This window comes from Croceicoccus sp. BE223 (assembly GCF_031457155.1).
In the GTDB taxonomy this organism is placed as follows: domain Bacteria; phylum Pseudomonadota; class Alphaproteobacteria; order Sphingomonadales; family Sphingomonadaceae; genus Croceicoccus.
On record NZ_JAVDWB010000007.1, the window covers coordinates 1 to 17,125 of the forward strand.

Below are 17,125 nucleotides of genomic sequence, written 5' to 3' on the forward strand. Positions count from 1 at the left end.
ACGGAGCGTATCACCGATACACGAAGGGGCGGTACCGCTATGGTGCCGCCCCTTTCGTTTGCGCTCCGCCCATCCTATGTCAGCAGCATCCATCGCCTGGCCCCCATCGCCGCGCACCCACCCGACAAGATACCTCCCGGAGAGACATGACCGAACGCTGTGACCCGCCGCACGAGCCCGGCCAGCCCGGCCCGCACGGCAAGCCCGAACCGGCCGACCGTGCGCTGACCCCGCGCAAGTTCTACAAGGCCGAACAGGAAGCCGCCTTTTCCGAGGGTTCGCCAACCCACACCCCGCAGACCAGCCATCCGGCCTATCGGCTCGCCTTCCGCGACACCGACTTCCTGCTGCGCGACGACCTGCGCCCCGTCCGCTTCCAGCTGGAACTGCTGAAAGCCGAAACGATGCTCGAGGAAGCCGGCGTCGGCTCGATGCTGGTGATCTACGGCTCGGCCCGAATCCCCTCGCCCGAAGATGCCGATGCGCTGCTCGCGACGGCCGACACCGATCCGCGCGGGCGCAAGGTGATCGAAAGCCTCGCCGCGAAGACCCAGTACTACGAGGAAGCGCGCAGGCTCGCCTACATGGCAAGCGCGGCGGCCATCGTGGAGAACGGGGAGCGGCAGTTCGTCGTGTGTTCGGGGGGCGGCCCTTCGATCATGGAGGCGGCCAATCGCGGCGCGCACGAAGCCGGGGCCGAATCGGTCGGTTTGAACATCGTCCTGCCCCACGAACAGGCGCCGAACACCTACGTCACACCGCGCCTGTCGCTGCAGTTCCACTACTTCGCGCTTCGCAAGATGCACTTCCTGATGCGCGCCCGCGCCCTGGCGGTGTTTCCCGGCGGATTCGGCACTTTCGACGAGTTCTTCGAGACGCTGACGCTGGTCCAGACGGGCAAGATGAAGCCGATCCCGATCTTCCTGTTCGGGCGTTCGTTCTGGGAAAAGGTCGTCGATTTCAGCGCGCTCGCCGACGAAGGGGTGATCAGCCACGAGGACCTCGACCTGTTCCGCATCGTCGACACCGCCGACGAGGCGTGGGAGCGGATCGTCAAGTTCTACCAGCTCACCCCGCCGGGGAAGATGCCCTGAACCGTCAGCGCACGGCCTGATGCCCGAGCGGGCCATGCCCCGCGCCATAACCCGGCGCGGCGACCAGGGCGGCGCGAACGAAATCCCGCGCCTGCTCGACCGCGGCGACAAGATCGTGGCCCGCGCCCAGGCCGGCGGCAATGGCGCTGGCGGTCGTGCAGCCGGTCCCATGGGTATGGCGGGTGTCGATGCGCGGCGCGGTCCACTCCATGGTCGCGCGGCCCGGCCGATAGAGCCTGTCGACGACCACAGCGCCGGGCGCATCGCCGCCCTTGGCGAGAAAGGCGATCCCGCGCGTCTCGAGTCCCTCGACGCCGCCCAGTGCGGCCAGTTCGGTCACGTTGGGCGTGGTCAGCGCAGCCAGCCGCATCAGCCGCTCGAACGCCGCGATCGTTGCGTCGTCGGCCAGCACCGAACCGCTGGTCGCCACCATCACCGGGTCGAACACCACCGGACAGGCCGTTCCCTCCAGCAAGTTGGCCACCGCATGCGCGATCTCCGGCGAACCGAGCATGCCGATCTTCACGGCGTCGACGCCGATATCGTCGAGGCAGCTCTTTGCCTGCGCCACGACCAGTTCGGGCGACAGCACCTCCACCGCCTGCACGCCCAGCGTGTTCTGCGCGGTGATCGCGGTAATCGCAGTCATCGCGTAGCCGCCGAGCATGGTAATCGTCTTGATATCGGCCTGGATCCCCGCGCCGCCCGAACTGTCGGACCCGGCGATGACCAGCACGCGTGGCGGCCTTGTCACTTTCCGGCCTTGACCAGATTTGCCTTGGCCTGATTTGCCCTGGAGCGCGTCGGCCGATCGAGCAGTTCGCCGCCGCAGTTGGGACACTGGTCGTCCAGTTCCTCGGCGCATTCGGCGCAAAAGGTGCACTCGAAGCTGCAGATGAACGCGCCCGGCGCCTCGGCGGGCAGTTCGTTCGCACAGCGCTCGCAGGTGGATCGCATTTCGAGCATCAGTTGCTCGCCTCCTTCACCGCGTCGATGATGGCGTCGACGACCTGTTCGACCTCACCGGCATCGTCACCCTCGGCCATGACCCGAACTACGGGCTCGGTGCCCGACTTGCGGATGACGATCCGGCCCCGGCCCGCCAGCACGCCTTCGCCGTGCGCGATGGCATCCTTGACCAGCACGGTTTCGAGCGGGTTGCCGGTGAAGCGCACGTTCTTGAGGATCTGCGGCGCGGGATCGAACAGGTGGAGCAGTTCGCTCGCCTTCCTGCCCGACTGCACCAGCGCGGCCAGCACCTGCAAGGCGGCCAGCGTCCCGTCGCCGGTCGTCGCATGGTCGAGCAGGATCATGTGCCCGGACTGTTCGCCGCCGACGTTGTATCCGCCGCCGCGCATCGCCTCGAGCACGTAGCGGTCGCCGACCGCCGCGCGGACGAGGTGCAGGCCCTCTCCTTCCAGAAATCGTTCGAGGCCGAGGTTGCTCATCACCGTCGCCACCACGCCGCCGCCGCGCAGGCGGCCCTGCCGGTGCCATTCGCGGCCGATCAGCGCCATGATCTGGTCGCCGTCGACGGTCTGGCCCTTTTCGTCCACCACGATCAGCCGGTCGGCATCGCCATCGAGCGCGATGCCGATGTCGGCCCCTTCCTCGACCACCCGCGCCTTGATCGCGGCCAGCGCGGTGGAGCCGACGTCGCGGTTGATGTTGTGGCCATCGGGCGCAACGCCCATCGCGATGACTTCCGCGCCCAGTTCCCAAAGCGCGGGCGGCGTAACGTCGTAAGCCGCGCCGTTCGCGCAATCGACCACGATCTTCAGCCCGTCGAGCCGGACGTCGTTGCCGAGCGAAGCCTTCACCGCGTGGATGTAGCGTCCGCGCGCGTCGTCGATGCGGCGGGCCCGGCCGATGTCGGCGGGGGCGACGAGGAGCTGCTCCTGGTCGATCATCATCTCGACCGCCAGCTCGTCCTCGTCCGAAAGCTTGAACCCGTCGGGGCCGAACAGCTTGATGCCGTTATCCTCGAACGGGTTGTGGCTGGCGCTGATCATCACGCCGAGATCGGCGCGCATCGACCGGGCGAGCAAGGCCACCGCCGGGGTCGGCATGGGGCCCAGCAGCACCACGTCCATGCCGACACTGGTGAAGCCCGCGACCATCGCGCTTTCCATCATGTAGCCCGACAGGCGCGTGTCCTTGCCGATGACGACGCGGTGCTTGTGATCGCCGCGCAGGAAATAGGTGCCCGCCGCCTGGCCGACCCTCATCGCCATCGTCGCGGTCATGTTGCCAGAATTGGTGCGGCCGCGAATGCCGTCGGTGCCGAAATACTTGCGTCCCAAACCCTTGCCCTCGTCCGAATGGTGCGCCTGCCCGGTGGTCCCAGCGGGTCCGTGCGGCGGCGATCGTCCCGGTTGTCATGGCACTGCCTTCGCGCTGCGTGAAGGGTGCAGGGGCGGGCCGACAGACAAATCTATGGGGCGGACAAGGAAATATAACTGAATCTGCAACTTGACGCTGGTGCCGGCGTTAACAACTAGGACCCCGACTTTACCGCCATTTCCCAAAGGAGCGACCGCATGGCCATTGCCTTCCCCGACCTTCCCTATGCCCACGATGCCCTCAGCCCCGCGATCGGCGAAGAAACGCTGAAAACGCACCACGGCAAGCATCACAAGACCTACGTCGACAAGACCAACGCCGCGATCGAGGGCACGGACCTTGCCGACGCTTCGCTCGAATCGATCATCGCCGCCGCCGACGAAAAGGGCGACAAGGGCCTGTTCAACAATTCGGCCCAGAGCTGGAACCACGCGTTCTACTGGCACTCGATGTCGCCCGAAGGCGGCGCCCCCGAAGGCGACCTCAAGTCGGCGATCGAAGCCGCGTTCGGTTCGGTCGATGCGCTCGTCGAGAAGCTGCAGACCGCCGGTGCCGGCCACTTCGCCAGCGGCTGGGTCTGGCTGGCTGCCGACGGCGACGGCAAGCTCTCGGTCGAGGAAACGCACGATGCCGGCACGCTGGCGATCGGCGGCAAGAACCCGCTCCTGACGCTCGACGTGTGGGAGCACGCCTACTACCTCGATCACAAGAACGTGCGTCCCGATTACCTCAAGGCGGTCTCGACCAAGCATATCAACTGGGATTTTGCCGCCGAGAACTACGCGCGCGGTTCGATCTGGTCGTACCCGCCCGACTGATCCGTGTCGCGGCTCGCTTATTGCGGGCAGCGCAAACGAAAAGGCCGGGTAGCGATGCCCGGCCTTTTTCGCGTCTTGGTAGAGTATGCGCGGATCAGCCGGCGGTCGTCGGCCCGGTGCCGAGGTCGGTCGCCTCTCCTGCCGCGCGGGCGGCCCTGTTCTCCATGACGCGGCGCGCCTGGTCGGCAAGACCCTGCCAGGTCTTGGCGGCGACGAGATTGCGCTCGCGCACGTTTTCCAGCGTTGCCTTGCTCGCGTGCTCTTCAGCTTCGCGCGCGCGCGCTTCGTAGAATTCCGAGGTCTGGCTCATGGCTGGCCTTTCGCTGCTGCGTGTCGGACACGTGTGCCCCCCCTGCGCACGGGGTCGCAATCGCGCGCAAGGGGAACCCGGTCAGTCGGATCAGTCGGCGTTCGACAGATTCACTGCGCTCGCCTTGCCGTTGCGGCCGGTCTCGACTTCGTAGTTCAGGCGCTGGTCCTTATCGAGCGACTGCATGCCGGCGGCCTGGACAGCCGAGATGTGAACGAAGCTGTCGTCCGAGCCATCGTCGGGCTGGATGAAGCCGTAGCCCTTGTCGGAGTTGAAGAATTTGACGGTGCCGGTCTTGGCCATGGGGTGTTCCTTTCAAGAACTGGTCGTTGCCGCGCCGCGAAATGCGGAACGGTCGTGCGTAATGTCGTCCATTGAAAGGAAGTCGTCGTCTGGTTTACACCAAAGCCGATAATGGCGCATGGCGATCGTCAAAGGCCGAAGTCCGTCGCAAAATTCGACGTCAGCCCGGATGGTGTAGCACGGACCGGCCGATTGACCTAATTTTCATTTGAAATTCGTCGGTCAGGTGCCCGCAACCGCGCTATCGCGCGCTTCTTCGCCCGTTTCGCGATGCTGGAAAAGCGGTTCGCCGAACAGGAAGCCGATGATGTTGGGATGACCCAGATGCTCGAACAGGGCGAGCAGGGTAATCAGGATCGGCATCGAAAGGATCGCGCCCATTACGCCCCAGATCCACGTGAAGTAGCTGATCGCCAGGAGGATGAGCACCGGGTTCACGGTGAACCGCTTGCCCAAGATCGCCGGGGTGACCGCGTTGGCCTCCACCGCGTGGAGCGCGAGATAGCACGCGGCGGGAATGAGGCCTGCGACGATCGTGTCCGCTGTGCCCAGCCCGACCAGCGTCAGGATGCCGGTCATCGCCAGCGGCCCGAGATAGGGGAGAAAGTTCATCAGCGCGGCAAGACCGCCCCACATGACCGGTGCATCCATGCCCAGTGCCCACGCCCCCAGCGCGGCGATCACGCCAACGCCCAGATTGATGACGCCGACCGTCAGGATGTAGCTGGCGACACGGTCCTGCACTTCGCGGATAGCGCGGGCCGCGCGCAACGAGGCGCCGAATTCGGCCCGCTCGAGCAGGAGCCTGCGGCGCATCCGGACCCGCGCCTCGATCATGAAGAAGGTCATCAGCAGCGTCAGCAGCGTCTCGATCACAAACGTCGGGGTGGCGAGCGCCACCCGCTCTACCATCGAAGGCGTCGCGACGATCACCTCGCGCCCCTCTTTCGCGCCGGCGATCTGGCCGATCTGCCGGTTGATGTCGTTGATCCAGTCGAACTGTCCGCGCAGTTCGCCGAATGTCGCCTGGATCGAACCCACCATTTCGGGCACCCGGTCGAACATGTCGATCGCAGGCTGCATGATCGCCGCGGCCGCCAGCACCAGCACCGCGACGAAGATGACGACGGCCAGCAGCGAAGACAGGACGTTGGGGATGCCGATCCCGCCCAGTCGATCGGCGAGGGGCGAGAGAATGATGGTCAGGACCATGGCCGTGACCAGTGGCAGGAAGACGATCGAACCGACCGACAGGACGAAGGGCAGCGCCAGAAAAAGACCGATACCGATCATCAGGACAAGGGCGGAAAACAGTCGCCCCATGTCGAGGTCGGGCACCGTGGCGCTTTCCTGGCCCGGCGGCACGGCATCGCCCGCCAGCCGTTCCAGCTTGCGGCTACCCAGGCCACTCTCCAACGGCGTTCCACCGATGGTGCTGCCCACGACCCTGCCAGCGGGATCCGCGTCCTGTTCCAAGTCGCCCTCTCTCATGCCGGCGGCATGCCCCCCGCGGGATGTCGTCAGCGGCCCGAATTCGCCTGCGGTTCGGCCATGCCGTCAAGCTCGGCCATGATCGCCCGATGCGCGACCGCGTCGTCCAGCGAACGCTGCGGGACGGTGCCGTCTTCGAGCATCGCGGTCAAAGCGGCGCGGGCCCGGCCGACGCGGCTCTTGATCGTGCCAACGGCGCAATCGCAGATCTCCGCCGCTTCCTCATAACTGAAGCCTCCGGCACCCACGAGCAGGAGCGCCTCGCGCCTTTCGGGCGGAAGGGTCAGCAGCGCACGGTGCATGTCGGACAGGTGCAGCGGGCCTTCCTGTCCGGCCGGGGCGGTCAGGATACGCTCGGCGACCGTCTCGTCATAGTCGGCGCGAAAGCGGTTGCGGCGCATGTCGGTAAGATAGGCATTGCGCAGGATGACGAAGGTCCAGGCGCGCATCGAGGTACCGGGCTGGAACCGGTCTTGCGCCGCCCAAGCCTTCATCAGGGCTTCCTGCACGAGATCGTCGGCAAGGTCGGGCCGGCCGCAAAGGCCACGCGCGAAAGCGCGCAGGTGGGGGATGACCGCCGTCAGCTCGCGCTTGAAGTCGTGATCTCGCACGGCGTCGGGCTGCGGCTCGCTCTGCTCGGTGAGCTGCACGTTCGCAACCATCAATCGGGCTTGTCGAGCTTGGAAATCAGATCGGCGAACGAATCCGGCAGCGGCTCTTCGACCACGGAGTCGTAAAGCTGCCGCAGTCCCGAAGCCCACTCGGGTCGCCTGCCCTGTTTCCGGGGCGACGCCGTTTCTTCGTTCTTTTTCTTCACATCCCTCATTCGCTCTGTTGCCATCTGGCGCACTGCGATCCCTTGCGAGCCGTGGCCATCCGGGGCCGACCCGTCAATCATTGCGCGTGGGCGCGTGTAAATCATACTTTGCACAATGCGGGGAACGAAAGCCGAAGTGAAAGGTTCCCATGCACACGCCCAATTGCCAGCGGATTACCAGTCTTGCCGATTTCTCAAAGCTTTCCGGACGGTGCGGCATTCGCTCTGACCATGCGCGTGACGTGACCCCCGATATCCGTGGAAATGGCAGCACCCGAACAGCAGCGCGCCGAATACGCGGCGAATAGCAGCCGCGACCAGCGGGCCGATCCTCGGCTGGGTCGCGTGCTCAAGGGTTTCGCCCGCTTTCCCCGCGCCCTGCCGATATCGATATTCCTCGCCATAGCCGCGCTGACCGCAACCGGCGTCTGGGCGATCGAGAAGTCGCAGCGCGAGGCACGCCGCAATGAACTGAACCAGATCGCGACGGCGGCCAGCGCCGCGCTGGAGCGGCGCGCGAATGCCAACGCAGCCTATCTCCGCTCCGGCGCCGCACTTTTGGCGACACAGAAAACGATCGCGCCGGAACTGTTCCAGAACTTCGTCGGACAGCTTCGGCTCGATGCCAACTTCCGCGGGGCCGAGGGGATCGGCTGGGCCGCGCGCGTTGATAGCGATGCCATCGCAGCGTTCGAGGCGCAGCAGCGCGGCGCCGGGCAGCAGAGCTTCACGATCCATCCCCGGCCGACCCCGGATGTCGCCTACGCGGTACCGGTCGCCTACCTGCAGCCGCTGACCGAGCGGAATCGCAAGGCGCTGGGTTATAACATGTTCTCCGAACGCGTGCGCCGCGCCGCCATGCTGGAGGCCGAACGGCTGGCGCGTCCCACGACCTCGGGCAAGGTGGTGCTGGTGCAGGAGGCGGGCGGCGAAGGCGAGCCCGGTTTTCTCAGCTACATGCCCGTGTTCGGCATCGACGCGGCGGGCAAGCGGCCGCTGAAGGGTTATGTCTACAGCCCGTTCAATGCGCGCGAATTCCTCGAATCGTCGCTGGAGGGCGAACTGCCCGAGCGCGCCCGGATCGAGATCTATGACGGCGAGGTCGCGCCCGAGAACCTGCTCGCCGAAATGTCGACCGGCGAAGCGGGCGGAGAGTCGTTGACCCGCCCGATCGTCATCGGCAATCGCGACTGGACGATGCGGGTCCACTCGATCAGGACCTCCTTGCTCAGCGACATCGCGGTCATCACGCTGCTGGCCGGGCTGATCGTCGCCACCTTGGCGCTGGCCATAGCCTGGTTGCTGACGCGGCAGGCGGTCGAGGCACGGCAGGTGATCGGCATCCTCGAAGAACAGGCCGCGATCCGCAACACCTTGACCCGCGAACTCAATCACCGCGTCAAGAACACCCTGGCCAACGTCCTCTCGATCGTGTCGCTGACCCGCCGCCGGGCCACCGACATCGACAGCTTCGCGACCTCGCTAGACGGGCGCATCCGCGCGCTGTCGGCGACACACGACCTCCTGACCCAATCCGAATGGGGAACCACCCCCGTCCGCTCGGTGGTCGAAGTCGAAATGGCGCCTTATGCCCTGGGCCGGGATGCTGCGGTCGAGATGGACGGACCGCACGTGGAGCTTGCCCCCAACGATGCCCTCTCGCTCGGGCTTGCGATTCACGAACTGGCGACGAACGCGGCCAAGTTCGGTGCGTTGAGCGTGCCGCAAGGGCGGGTCGAGGTTCACTGGGATCTGGTCGCCGACAATCTCGTGCGTGTCCGCTGGCGAGAGAGCGGCGGTCCGGAAGTGCCGGTACACCGTCCGAAAGGTTTCGGCACCGAACTGATCGAGAAGATTGTCGCGCACGAATTGCGCAATCCGGTCGATCTGGTGTTCGAGCCGGGCGGCGTGCGGTGCACGATGCTGATACCCGTGCGCAACCGCGGCGACTTCGCGATCCGCGCGCGGACCTGACGTCGGGGCGGAAGCGGGCCAAGCGGCTGCCCGGTTCCTGCGCCGCTTAAATCTTTAGCGAACATAGAAAGACCCGCCATCCCGGCCAGGATGGCGGGTCTTCCGCTTGGCGATGCTGCCGGCTCAGGGAAGCGGGCGGCTCGATCCGAAGAACAGGGCCTGGCTGATCGCGGCACGGACCGTCGATTCCTGGAACGGCTTGGTCACCAGGTAGGTCGGCTCGGGCCGATCACCGGTCAGCAGCCGTTCCGGATAGGCGGTGATGAAGATCACGGGGACCGACGCGATCTCGAGGATGTCGTCCACGGCGTCGAGGCCCGAGCTGCCGTCGGCAAGCTGGATGTCGGCGAGGACGAGGCCGGGCATCGATTCCTCGATCACCTCGCGCGCCTGGGTGCGGGTGGCGGCGGTGCCGCAGATGTCGTGACCAAGCGAACGGACGAGATCCTCGAGCTGCATCGAGATGAGCGGCTCGTCCTCGATGATGAGGACGTTGGTCGCGCTTTCCCGGTCGATTTCGGCGACCGCTTCCTGGACGAGGTTTTCGACTTCGTCCTCGCTCATGTCCATGATTTCAGCCGCCTGCGCGATCGAGAAATCCTCGAGCGTGGTGAGGAGCAGGGCCTGCCGGTTCATCGGCGTGATGGCGTTCAGGCGGTCTTGCGCGGCAGCTTCGTGGTCGCCGAGATAGGTGTCGGCGTCGGCAACCTGGAGATAGGCGCTCGACCACAGCTTGTTGAAGGCACGATAAAGCGGCACCCGGCCACCTTCACCAAGGCTTTCCTTGAGCTCCGGATCGGCGAGAACCGCTTCCAGCGTGGCACGGACGAAGGCATCCCCCGTGCTCTGGGATCCCGACAGAGCGCGGGCATAACGACGCAGATATGGCAGATTGGCGGCAACTTTGGCCCCGAGAGACATGCAAGCCCTTCCCGTAAAATTGATCGAATGGCCCAACGCGCGCGCGCGCGTCCTGTTCCCGAAAATCTTGCCGCATTGTTGGCTTTTGGCGACAAGGGATTGGAAAGACGAACAAACTGGCTAATGGGCTAACATCGAGCCTATAAGCTAAACGCGAGGTAAGGCCGCGGACGGGTCTTGGCAATGGTGTCGGGGGATTTGGATTTGAGCTTGGAACCTGCGCGACACTCCTGTGTCCAATGTCCGCTTCTCGCCTGCCCGGGCCTGAACAGCCCCTCCGAAGACCGGCGCAGGCTGATCGACGAGTTCAAGATGGGCGAGATCGCGCTCGATCGCGGCGGTCAGGCGGTGATCCAGGGCGTGCGCAGCGCGCATGTCTATACCGTGCTCGATGGAGTGCTGATCCGCTACCGGCTGCTCGATGACGGACGCCGACAGATCATCAACTTCCTGTTCCCGGGCGACCTGATCGGCCTGCAGTCCGCGCTCGACGAGTCGATGACCCACGGTGTCGAGGCGCTGACCGAGGCGCGGCTCTGCGCCTTTCCGCGGGACCGGTTCCGCGACTTCATCACGCGCTTCTCCGATCTCAGCTACGATCTTATCTGGCTGGCCGCCAAGGAAGAGGCCGCGCTGGAGGAACACCTCGTCGCCCTGGGTCAGCGCAACGCGCGAGAGCGGATCGCCTACCTTGCCCTCTTCCTCGTCGAACGGGCGGAAGCGACATGCCGTACCGACGGCCCCCACCGCCTCAACCTGACCGTCACCCAAAGCCAGATTGCCGACATGCTCGGCCTGTCGCTGGTGCACACCAACCGCTCGCTGCAAGTGCTGCGACGCGAGGGGCTCGTGACGTGGAGCCTCAACACCATCGAGATTCCCGACATGGACGCCGTGCGGCAGTATGTGCAGTTCGATTATGCCGCCAAACGCAAGCGCCCCTATTTCTGATTTGGGCGAAGAAAAATTTGTTTTATGACAACTAGTTGCAATTATTTTTGCTCGAAGCGGATTTTTTCGACATGCCGCAGGAACCGGTTTCGGGGACGAGCATTATAGTCTTGTCACCGCCGAGACCCCCCCTCCCGTCCAAGCGGCTGGTGATACGATCCCGAAAGGCCTTCGCTCCCTGACAGGGGGAGCGGAGGCCTTTTACGTTTAATTTTCGTTCTTCGGAGTGTTTCTCACTACCGTTGCGCAACCAAGGCTATCGACCAGCACTCCAGAAACGGAAAAGGGCGCCGACCTTTCAGTCGACGCCCCTTCAGGGAAACGTTTTGAGGCGATCAATCGTGCGAAATCGCCCCTTTCAACCGGGCCAGCAAACCCGTTCGCCGGGTGTTGGATGTCGCCGCGACGAGCGCTTCGGGGGCATAGGGCTTGGTCAGGACGGTGCCCAGTTCCGCCACATTCTGGGGGATCGCCTCGGGGTTGCCGGTCGAAAACACGATGCGCGGCGGATTGGGACCCAGTTCCTTGACAAGCTCGGCCACGGCCCAGCCGTCATCGCGATCGACGAGATGAACGTCAAGGACGAGAACGTCGGGCTTTTCCTTGTCCAGCGCGGCTAGAGCCTGCTGCGTGCTGGAGCAGACCGTCACTTTCGGCGAGCCGGCGCCGAGCAGGATATCCTCGATCGAGAGCGCCAGCAGCGGATCGTCCTCCACCACCAGCGCCGTGCCGATCCGGTGATCGGTGTCTTTCGGCGATGGGTGGCTGGACATCGGTGCTGGTTCCCTCGATCAGGCCGCGGGGCCGTCTAGGGGGAAACACGCATCCCGCCCCGTCCGTTCCCGTCGCGAAGCTGTGCCTGCGAAATTAATCCGGTGCGTGGCATCCGGGTTTCAGAGCGCCTTTTGGTAAATCGTGTAGCGCTTGTTGACCTTGGCGTCGATCGCCTCGGCGATGGCGTTCATTCCCTGGTTGTCGTCGAGGATCCAGCCGATCTCGCCGCGCTTGCCGTTGTAATCCTCGACCGCCGCGCGGCGGATGTATTCGATCATCATGAAGGCGAGCTGGCTGGCCAGGCGGCTCGACTGGAGATGCTTGCGCACCCCCATCAGCGGCACGCGCATGTCGGCGTTGGTCGGTTTGCGGATCCAGTTGAGCAGCTTGACGAAGCCGAACGGGAACAGCTTGCCGCCGATCGCCTTGATCGGCTGGTTCACGTCGGGCAGCGTCATCATGAAGGCGACCGGCTCGCCGTCGTATTCCGCGATCATGATCAGGTCCTCGCGCACCAGCGGTTTCAGCTTCTTGCCGGTGTAGGCGACCTCGCGGTCGGTGATCGGCACGAAGCCCCAGTTCGTCTTCCAGGCATCGTTGAGGATGTCGAGGATGATCGCCGCCTCGGTATCGAAACGCTTCTTGTCGACGCGGCGCACGCGGATGCGCTCGTTCTTCTCGCCAGAGGCGATGACCCGCTGGATCAGCTTGGGAAAAGGCTGCCGGATGTCGAGGTCGAAGGTCTGGAGCTGCTTGGCCGGGGCATAGCCGTCCGTCTCGATCCAGCCCTGGTAATGCGCCGGGTCGTGACCCATCAGCACCGTCGGCGGGTGGTCATGACCCAGGGTCAGCAGGCCCGGCTCCTCCCAGATGGACATGGAGACCGGCGCCAGCACGCGGGTCATGCCCTTGTCGCGCAGCCATGCCTCGGCCCGGTCGATCAGGGCGTGGGCGACCTCTTCGTCCTCGGCATCGAACAGGCCCCAGTTGCCGGTGCCCGGCCCCATGCCCTGTTCGGGCGGCATGGTCAGCGCCAGCCGGTCGATATGCGCGGAAATGCGCCCCACCGGCCGTCCGCCACGCTTGGCGAGGAACAGCTGGACATCGGCATGGTCGAAGAACGGGTTCTTCGCCGGGTCGATCATCTCCAGCGCCTCGGCGCGCAAGGGGGGGACCCAGTTGGGATCGTCCGCGTTCAGCCGGAAGTGGACGTCGACGAATGTCTTGCGATCGGCCTTGCTGCTGATCGGCTCCACGACGACGGGCTGGCCCGCCGCGGCGTTGGTATCCCCCATGTAATGCTCCGGATTGGCCGCGTCAGGCGGCGTTGGCGTCGCTGCCCTGCGCGCCCGTGCGAGCCGGGTCAAACCCTTCCTTGCCCATTGCGCGGCGGCGCGGGTGGCCGGATGCGATCCCGCCCGAAAGGTCGCGCACCCAAGGCCAGTGCTTCGCGACGTCCTCGTCATAGCCGAGGTTGAAGACGGTGGGCGAGCGCTTGGGGCGATCCTTCTTCTCGTAGTAGGTGCCGAGGATGCGGTCCCAGACGTAGTTGGTGATGCCGTAATTGCCGTCCTCGTCGAAGTAGTGATGCTCGACGTGGCGCTGCTTCATGTGCTGCACCCATTTCCACCTCGGCTTGAAGGCGAGGTGCTGGATGCAGTGCATGAATTCGTAATAGCAGGTCGTCAGAAGGCCGCCTGCAAATGCCGCGGCCATGCCGCCGATGCCGCCGATGGCATAGCCGATCGGCATCGTCGCCAGCGCGATCGTCGGCAGCGTGGTATGCAGCGCACCGAACAGGACGTTCAGGTCGTTCGGGTCCTGGTGATGATCGTAGTGGATGCGCTTCCACGTCGCGGCCAGCGGCTTGATCTTGTACATCCACTGCCCGTGCAGGACATACTGGTGCAGAAGGTGCCAGACGAGCGGATAGACGACCATCGCCGCGCCGAACGCGGCCAGCGCGCGCAGCGGGGTCGTCGGCCAGAACGCCATCGCCACGAAGCACAGCACCGTCAGGCCGAGATAGGCGACGATCGTGTAGTGCTGGAAATAGGCGATGACAAGATCGCGCAGCGTCATCCGGTCGAGGTAGTGCGACCGTTTCCAGAACGGCAGGCTCGCCTCGTTCGCGGCGCTCGCCGCGGGGGCACTCTCGGGTCGGGTCTGGGCCATCTGTCTCGTCTGCATCTCGAATACCGGGTCGGGTCGCGCCCCTTAGCACAGCGCAGACCCACCGCGCCAGTTTGGCGGGCAGGCACGGACGGGGTCGCGAACGGGCGTGCCTATCGTGCAACGCCTGAATGGACGGTGAGCGCCGCACAGAGGCGGCGTTCAAACGGCAGGTGCCGCAAGGCCGGGCGATAAACCGGAAAAGGGAGCCGCACCCCGAAGGATACGGCCCCCTTTCTTCCCCGTGTTTGCCTTGGCGGGTCCGTCGGGCGGCGCCCTGCCGGACGGCGATGCTTAGCGGTTGGTGACGCTAACCGAGGGATCGCCATCAACATTGGCGTTCACCGAAGTGTCGCCGTCGTTGATGCTGGCGTTCACGCCGTCTTCGCTGATCGTGACGGAATCGGCCGAATTGGTGCCGACGGTGGCGCTCGTGCCGGTGCCGGTCGTCGCGGTCGCGGTGCCGGTGGTCGACGTGTCGGCCGAAGCGGCGGTATCGGCCGTATCGGCGGTCATCGCGGATTCGGCGGTGTCGGTCGCCGCCGCTTCGGGCGTGTCGTCGCTGGCGCTGCAGGCGCCAAGGCCAAGAGCGGCAACGGTGGCAAGGGCGGGCAGGATGATCTTCTTCATGGTTCGCGTCTCCAATTGTGGCGCAATTGGGGCATACGACTCCTGAAACGCGGCATTGTTCCTCAGACGTCACTCCTCGGTGCGCAGCAGGACCAGTTCGCCGATCAGCGCGAAGAGCAGAAACGGCGCGCACGCAGAGAGGATCGGAGGGTAACCGCCGAACGAACCGATCGCCAACGCGGCGTTGTCGACGACGAAATAGGTGAAGCCCAGCCCCATGCCGATCACCGCGCGCACGAAAAGCTGGCCCGACCGCGCGAGCCCGAAGGCCGCGACCGCGCCGAGTAGCGGCATCAGCATGGCGGAAAGCGGGCCGGAGATCTTGTGCCACCAGCGCCCCTCAAGCTCATCGGTGCGGCGTCCGGCGGCCTCCAGCGCGTCGATCGACTGGCGCAGCGTCCAGATGTCCTGCGCATCGGCATTGACCGAGCTGATCGCGATCTCCGCCGGCGTGATGCCTTCGCCGACGACGGTGTCGGGCGGCAGGTCCCTCGTCGCGATGCCGACGGTGAAGCGGGTCGGGTTTTCCAGCAGCCAGCCCTTGCCGGTCCAGGTCGCCCGATCGGCGCGCCACTGTTCGGTCAGCATCAGGTTCGGATCGCGCCGGTACCAGGTGACCCCGCCGAGCACCATGCCGTCGCCCGTACCGGCGGCGGTGCGCGCGGCCAGGATGGCGTCACCTTCGACGAGGTAAACGTTGGTCTTCACGTCGGATGTCGGCGGCACCGGCCCCCATTCGGCCTTCTCCCACGCGCTCAGCGTCGCGGTAGCCCGGGTGACAACCCGTTCGTTGAAGGCGAAGCTGAAGGTCGAGACGATCGCCGCCGTCAGCACCAGCGGCGCCAGGATCTGGTGTGCCGACAGGCCCGCAGCCTTCATCGCGATGACCTCGCTGTTCTGGTTGAGCGTCGCGAGCGTCAGGATCGTCGCCAGAAGCACCGAATAGGGCAAAAACATCGAGACCAGCTGCGGCATGCGCAGCGACACGTAAGTCCACAGCTGCGCCTCTCCGTTGCCCGGCGCGGCGAGGATGTCGCCGCTGGTGCCGAGCAGGTCGAGGATCTGGAGGACGAGGATCAGCATCAGCAGCACCGAGAGGATGCGCACGATGAACGCTTTGGCGAGGTAGATCGTCAGCCGGCGGGAGGGAAAGAAGTCGAGCCTCATCCGTCCTCTCCGGCCAAAGCGCCACCGCGCTCGGCCTCTTCCCGTTCGCGGGCCATGCGCCGCAGTTCGCGCCGCCCGGTGAAGCGCATCAGGCGGAACAGCGCGACGACCTTCTTGGCAACGATGGCCGAGAGCCGCTCGAGCCAGCCGATCGCCTGGCCGCCCGGCACGTAGGCGACGCGCCAGTACATCCACAGGATCAGCCCGGCGAAGACCACGAAGGGCAGCCAGAGCGAGACGATCGGGCTGGCCAGCCCCAGAGCGGCGACATCCTCGCCGTACTGGTTAATCTTGTGATAGGCGACCACCATGACGATCGACACGAACACGCCCAGCGCGCTGGTCGACCGTTTCGGCGGGATCGCCAGCGCCACCGCGAGCAAGGGTAGCAACAGCATCATCACCACCTCGACCAGGCGGAAGTTCAAGCTGGCCAGCGATTCGTTGCGCACCGTCTCGTCGACCCGGTCGTTCCAGCCCAGCTTGAGCAGTTCGGGCAGGACATATTCGCGATCCTCGCCGCCGCGCTGCCGGAACGCCTCGATCTCGGGCAGGTCGATGGGCAGATCGTAGCTCGAGAAGGACAGGACTCGCGGCGCGTTCAGCGAATCCTGGTCCTGAATGATGGTACCGTCGGTCAAGCGAAGGATGATGGTGTTGGGATCGTCCTGGTTCGCGAGGAACCGCCCGCTGCGCGCGCTGATCGACAGCATGTCCCCGCCCTCGTCGGCGACGCGCGCGAAGATGCCCTTGAGCACCCGGCCATTGTCCTCGCTCTCCTCGATGCGGAGCGCGGTCTTGTCCTGGATGGTGTTGAACTCGCCCACCTCGATGGAGGCGCCGAGCGCGCCCGAGGTCAGTTCGAAGGCAAGCCGCTGGTATTCGTAGCGCGCCATCGGCTGCACCCAGTAGACCAGCACGAAGTTCATCGCGACGAGCGCCAGGGTGATGAGGTATGGCACCCTCAGCAGCCGGGTGTAGCCGAGGCCGACCGCGCGCATCACGTCGAGTTCCGATGTCGTCGCCAGCTTGCGGAAGGCGAACAGGATGCCGAGCATCAGGCCGAGCGGAATCGCCAGGCTCATGTATTCGGGCATCAGGTTGGCGAGCATCTGGAAGACGACCTTGATCGGTCCGCCCTCGGTCGCGACCACCTCGAACAGGCGGCGCATCTTGTCGAGCATCAGCAACGACGCGGCAAGCGCCAGCGTCCCCAGCATGGGCATCAGCACCAGCTTGAAGATGTAGCGATCGGTCGCGGTGAGGAAAGGCTTGAACAAGGGTGTCGGTCAGTCCGTCGTGACAGGGGCTATTGGCACACGCGCCGCCACGCGGCAACCATCGACAAGATCAGGCGTTC

At 65.3% G+C, this 17,125-nt stretch carries 19 protein-coding genes; 4 read left to right on the forward strand and 15 right to left on the reverse strand.

What is annotated here, in order from left to right; genetic code table 11:
* The first annotated feature begins 224 nt into the window (after nt 1–224).
* Complete coding sequence (locus J2X37_RS13745) at nt 225–1,094, forward strand: TIGR00730 family Rossman fold protein (protein WP_404979631.1); 870 nt, start codon at nt 225–227, stop codon at nt 1,092–1,094.
* A gap of 4 nt (nt 1,095–1,098) precedes the next feature.
* Here the strand turns inward: J2X37_RS13745 and thiD are convergent, their stop codons facing one another.
* Genes thiD through glmM form a run of 3 tightly spaced genes read right to left on the reverse strand, consistent with a single transcriptional unit; the run spans nt 1,099 to nt 3,397 of the window.
* Nucleotides 1,099–1,848: a bifunctional hydroxymethylpyrimidine kinase/phosphomethylpyrimidine kinase gene (gene thiD / locus J2X37_RS13750; protein WP_310022301.1), complete on the reverse strand. Its 750-nt coding sequence runs from the start codon at nt 1,846–1,848 to the stop codon at nt 1,099–1,101.
* The gene (locus tag J2X37_RS13755) at nt 1,845–2,060 is read right to left on the reverse strand and encodes a DUF1272 domain-containing protein (protein ID WP_310022304.1); all 216 of its coding nucleotides are present in this window, start codon (nt 2,058–2,060) and stop codon (nt 1,845–1,847) included. Before J2X37_RS13755 ends, thiD begins: the two co-directional genes overlap by 4 nt.
* The gene (gene glmM / locus J2X37_RS13760) at nt 2,060–3,397 is read right to left on the reverse strand and encodes a phosphoglucosamine mutase (protein WP_310022307.1); all 1,338 of its coding nucleotides are present in this window, start codon (nt 3,395–3,397) and stop codon (nt 2,060–2,062) included. Before glmM ends, J2X37_RS13755 begins: the two co-directional genes overlap by 1 nt.
* Nucleotides 3,398–3,634: 237 nt before the next feature.
* Between glmM and J2X37_RS13765 the strand changes: the two genes are divergently transcribed.
* The gene (locus J2X37_RS13765) at nt 3,635–4,255 is read left to right on the forward strand and encodes a superoxide dismutase (protein WP_310022308.1); all 621 of its coding nucleotides are present in this window, start codon (nt 3,635–3,637) and stop codon (nt 4,253–4,255) included.
* 94 nt (nt 4,256–4,349) lie between these two features.
* On the opposite strand, the gene J2X37_RS13770 is transcribed toward J2X37_RS13765, so the two are convergent.
* The 5 genes from J2X37_RS13770 to J2X37_RS13790 all read right to left on the reverse strand — a co-directional run bounded on the left by J2X37_RS13770 (nt 4,350) and on the right by J2X37_RS13790 (nt 7,281).
* Nucleotides 4,350–4,565 carry a hypothetical protein gene (locus J2X37_RS13770; RefSeq protein ID WP_310022311.1) on the reverse strand — a complete coding sequence of 72 codons (216 nt, stop codon included), beginning with the start codon at nt 4,563–4,565 and terminating at the stop codon, nt 4,350–4,352.
* Between the two features lie 90 nt (nt 4,566–4,655).
* Nucleotides 4,656–4,868 carry a cold-shock protein gene (locus J2X37_RS13775; protein WP_310022313.1) on the reverse strand — a complete coding sequence of 71 codons (213 nt, stop codon included), beginning with the start codon at nt 4,866–4,868 and terminating at the stop codon, nt 4,656–4,658.
* Nucleotides 4,869–5,090: 222 nt separating this feature from the next.
* Nucleotides 5,091–6,344 (reverse strand): AI-2E family transporter, encoded by a 1,254-nt coding sequence (locus tag J2X37_RS13780; protein ID WP_310022315.1) that lies wholly within the window; start codon nt 6,342–6,344, stop codon nt 5,091–5,093.
* A 44-nt stretch (nt 6,345–6,388) separates the two neighbouring features.
* Complete coding sequence (locus tag J2X37_RS13785; RefSeq protein WP_310022317.1) at nt 6,389–7,021, reverse strand: sigma-70 family RNA polymerase sigma factor; 633 nt, start codon at nt 7,019–7,021, stop codon at nt 6,389–6,391.
* Complete coding sequence (locus J2X37_RS13790) at nt 7,021–7,281, reverse strand: NepR family anti-sigma factor (RefSeq protein WP_310022319.1); 261 nt, start codon at nt 7,279–7,281, stop codon at nt 7,021–7,023. The genes J2X37_RS13785 and J2X37_RS13790 overlap by 1 nt, the downstream gene beginning before the upstream one ends.
* A gap of 159 nt (nt 7,282–7,440) precedes the next feature.
* Between J2X37_RS13790 and J2X37_RS13795 the strand changes: the two genes are divergently transcribed.
* Nucleotides 7,441–9,150, forward strand: coding sequence for a CHASE domain-containing protein (locus J2X37_RS13795; protein ID WP_310022600.1), 1,710 nt, complete (start codon nt 7,441–7,443; stop codon nt 9,148–9,150).
* A 123-nt stretch (nt 9,151–9,273) separates the two neighbouring features.
* Here the strand turns inward: J2X37_RS13795 and J2X37_RS13800 are convergent, their stop codons facing one another.
* Entirely contained in the window at nt 9,274–10,071 is a 798-nt protein-coding gene (locus tag J2X37_RS13800; protein ID WP_310022321.1) for a response regulator, read from the reverse strand.
* Nucleotides 10,072–10,281: 210 nt separating this feature from the next.
* Between J2X37_RS13800 and J2X37_RS13805 the strand changes: the two genes are divergently transcribed.
* Nucleotides 10,282–11,022 carry a Crp/Fnr family transcriptional regulator gene (locus J2X37_RS13805; RefSeq protein ID WP_310022323.1) on the forward strand — a complete coding sequence of 247 codons (741 nt, stop codon included), beginning with the start codon at nt 10,282–10,284 and terminating at the stop codon, nt 11,020–11,022.
* A 335-nt stretch (nt 11,023–11,357) separates the two neighbouring features.
* Here J2X37_RS13805 and J2X37_RS13810 read toward each other — a convergent pair whose 3' ends face one another.
* The 6 genes from J2X37_RS13810 to J2X37_RS13835 form a co-directional block, all read right to left on the reverse strand.
* A complete protein-coding gene (locus J2X37_RS13810) occupies nt 11,358–11,795 on the reverse strand; it encodes a response regulator (RefSeq protein WP_310022325.1) in 438 nt (145 codons plus the stop codon).
* A 120-nt stretch (nt 11,796–11,915) separates the two neighbouring features.
* Nucleotides 11,916–13,091: an N-acetyltransferase gene (locus J2X37_RS13815; protein ID WP_310022327.1), complete on the reverse strand. Its 1,176-nt coding sequence runs from the start codon at nt 13,089–13,091 to the stop codon at nt 11,916–11,918.
* 22 nt (nt 13,092–13,113) lie between these two features.
* Nucleotides 13,114–13,878, reverse strand: a complete 765-nt coding sequence (locus tag J2X37_RS13820) for a sterol desaturase family protein (protein ID WP_404979632.1) — start codon at nt 13,876–13,878, stop codon at nt 13,114–13,116.
* Nucleotides 13,879–14,262: 384 nt separating this feature from the next.
* The gene (locus tag J2X37_RS13825; RefSeq protein ID WP_310022332.1) at nt 14,263–14,598 is read right to left on the reverse strand and encodes a hypothetical protein; all 336 of its coding nucleotides are present in this window, start codon (nt 14,596–14,598) and stop codon (nt 14,263–14,265) included.
* Nucleotides 14,599–14,667: 69 nt separating this feature from the next.
* A complete protein-coding gene (lptG, locus tag J2X37_RS13830; protein ID WP_310022334.1) occupies nt 14,668–15,765 on the reverse strand; it encodes an LPS export ABC transporter permease LptG in 1,098 nt (365 codons plus the stop codon).
* Nucleotides 15,762–17,045 (reverse strand): LptF/LptG family permease, encoded by a 1,284-nt coding sequence (locus tag J2X37_RS13835; RefSeq protein WP_310022336.1) that lies wholly within the window; start codon nt 17,043–17,045, stop codon nt 15,762–15,764. The genes lptG and J2X37_RS13835 overlap by 4 nt, the downstream gene beginning before the upstream one ends.
* Nucleotides 17,046–17,125 lie beyond the last annotated feature (80 nt).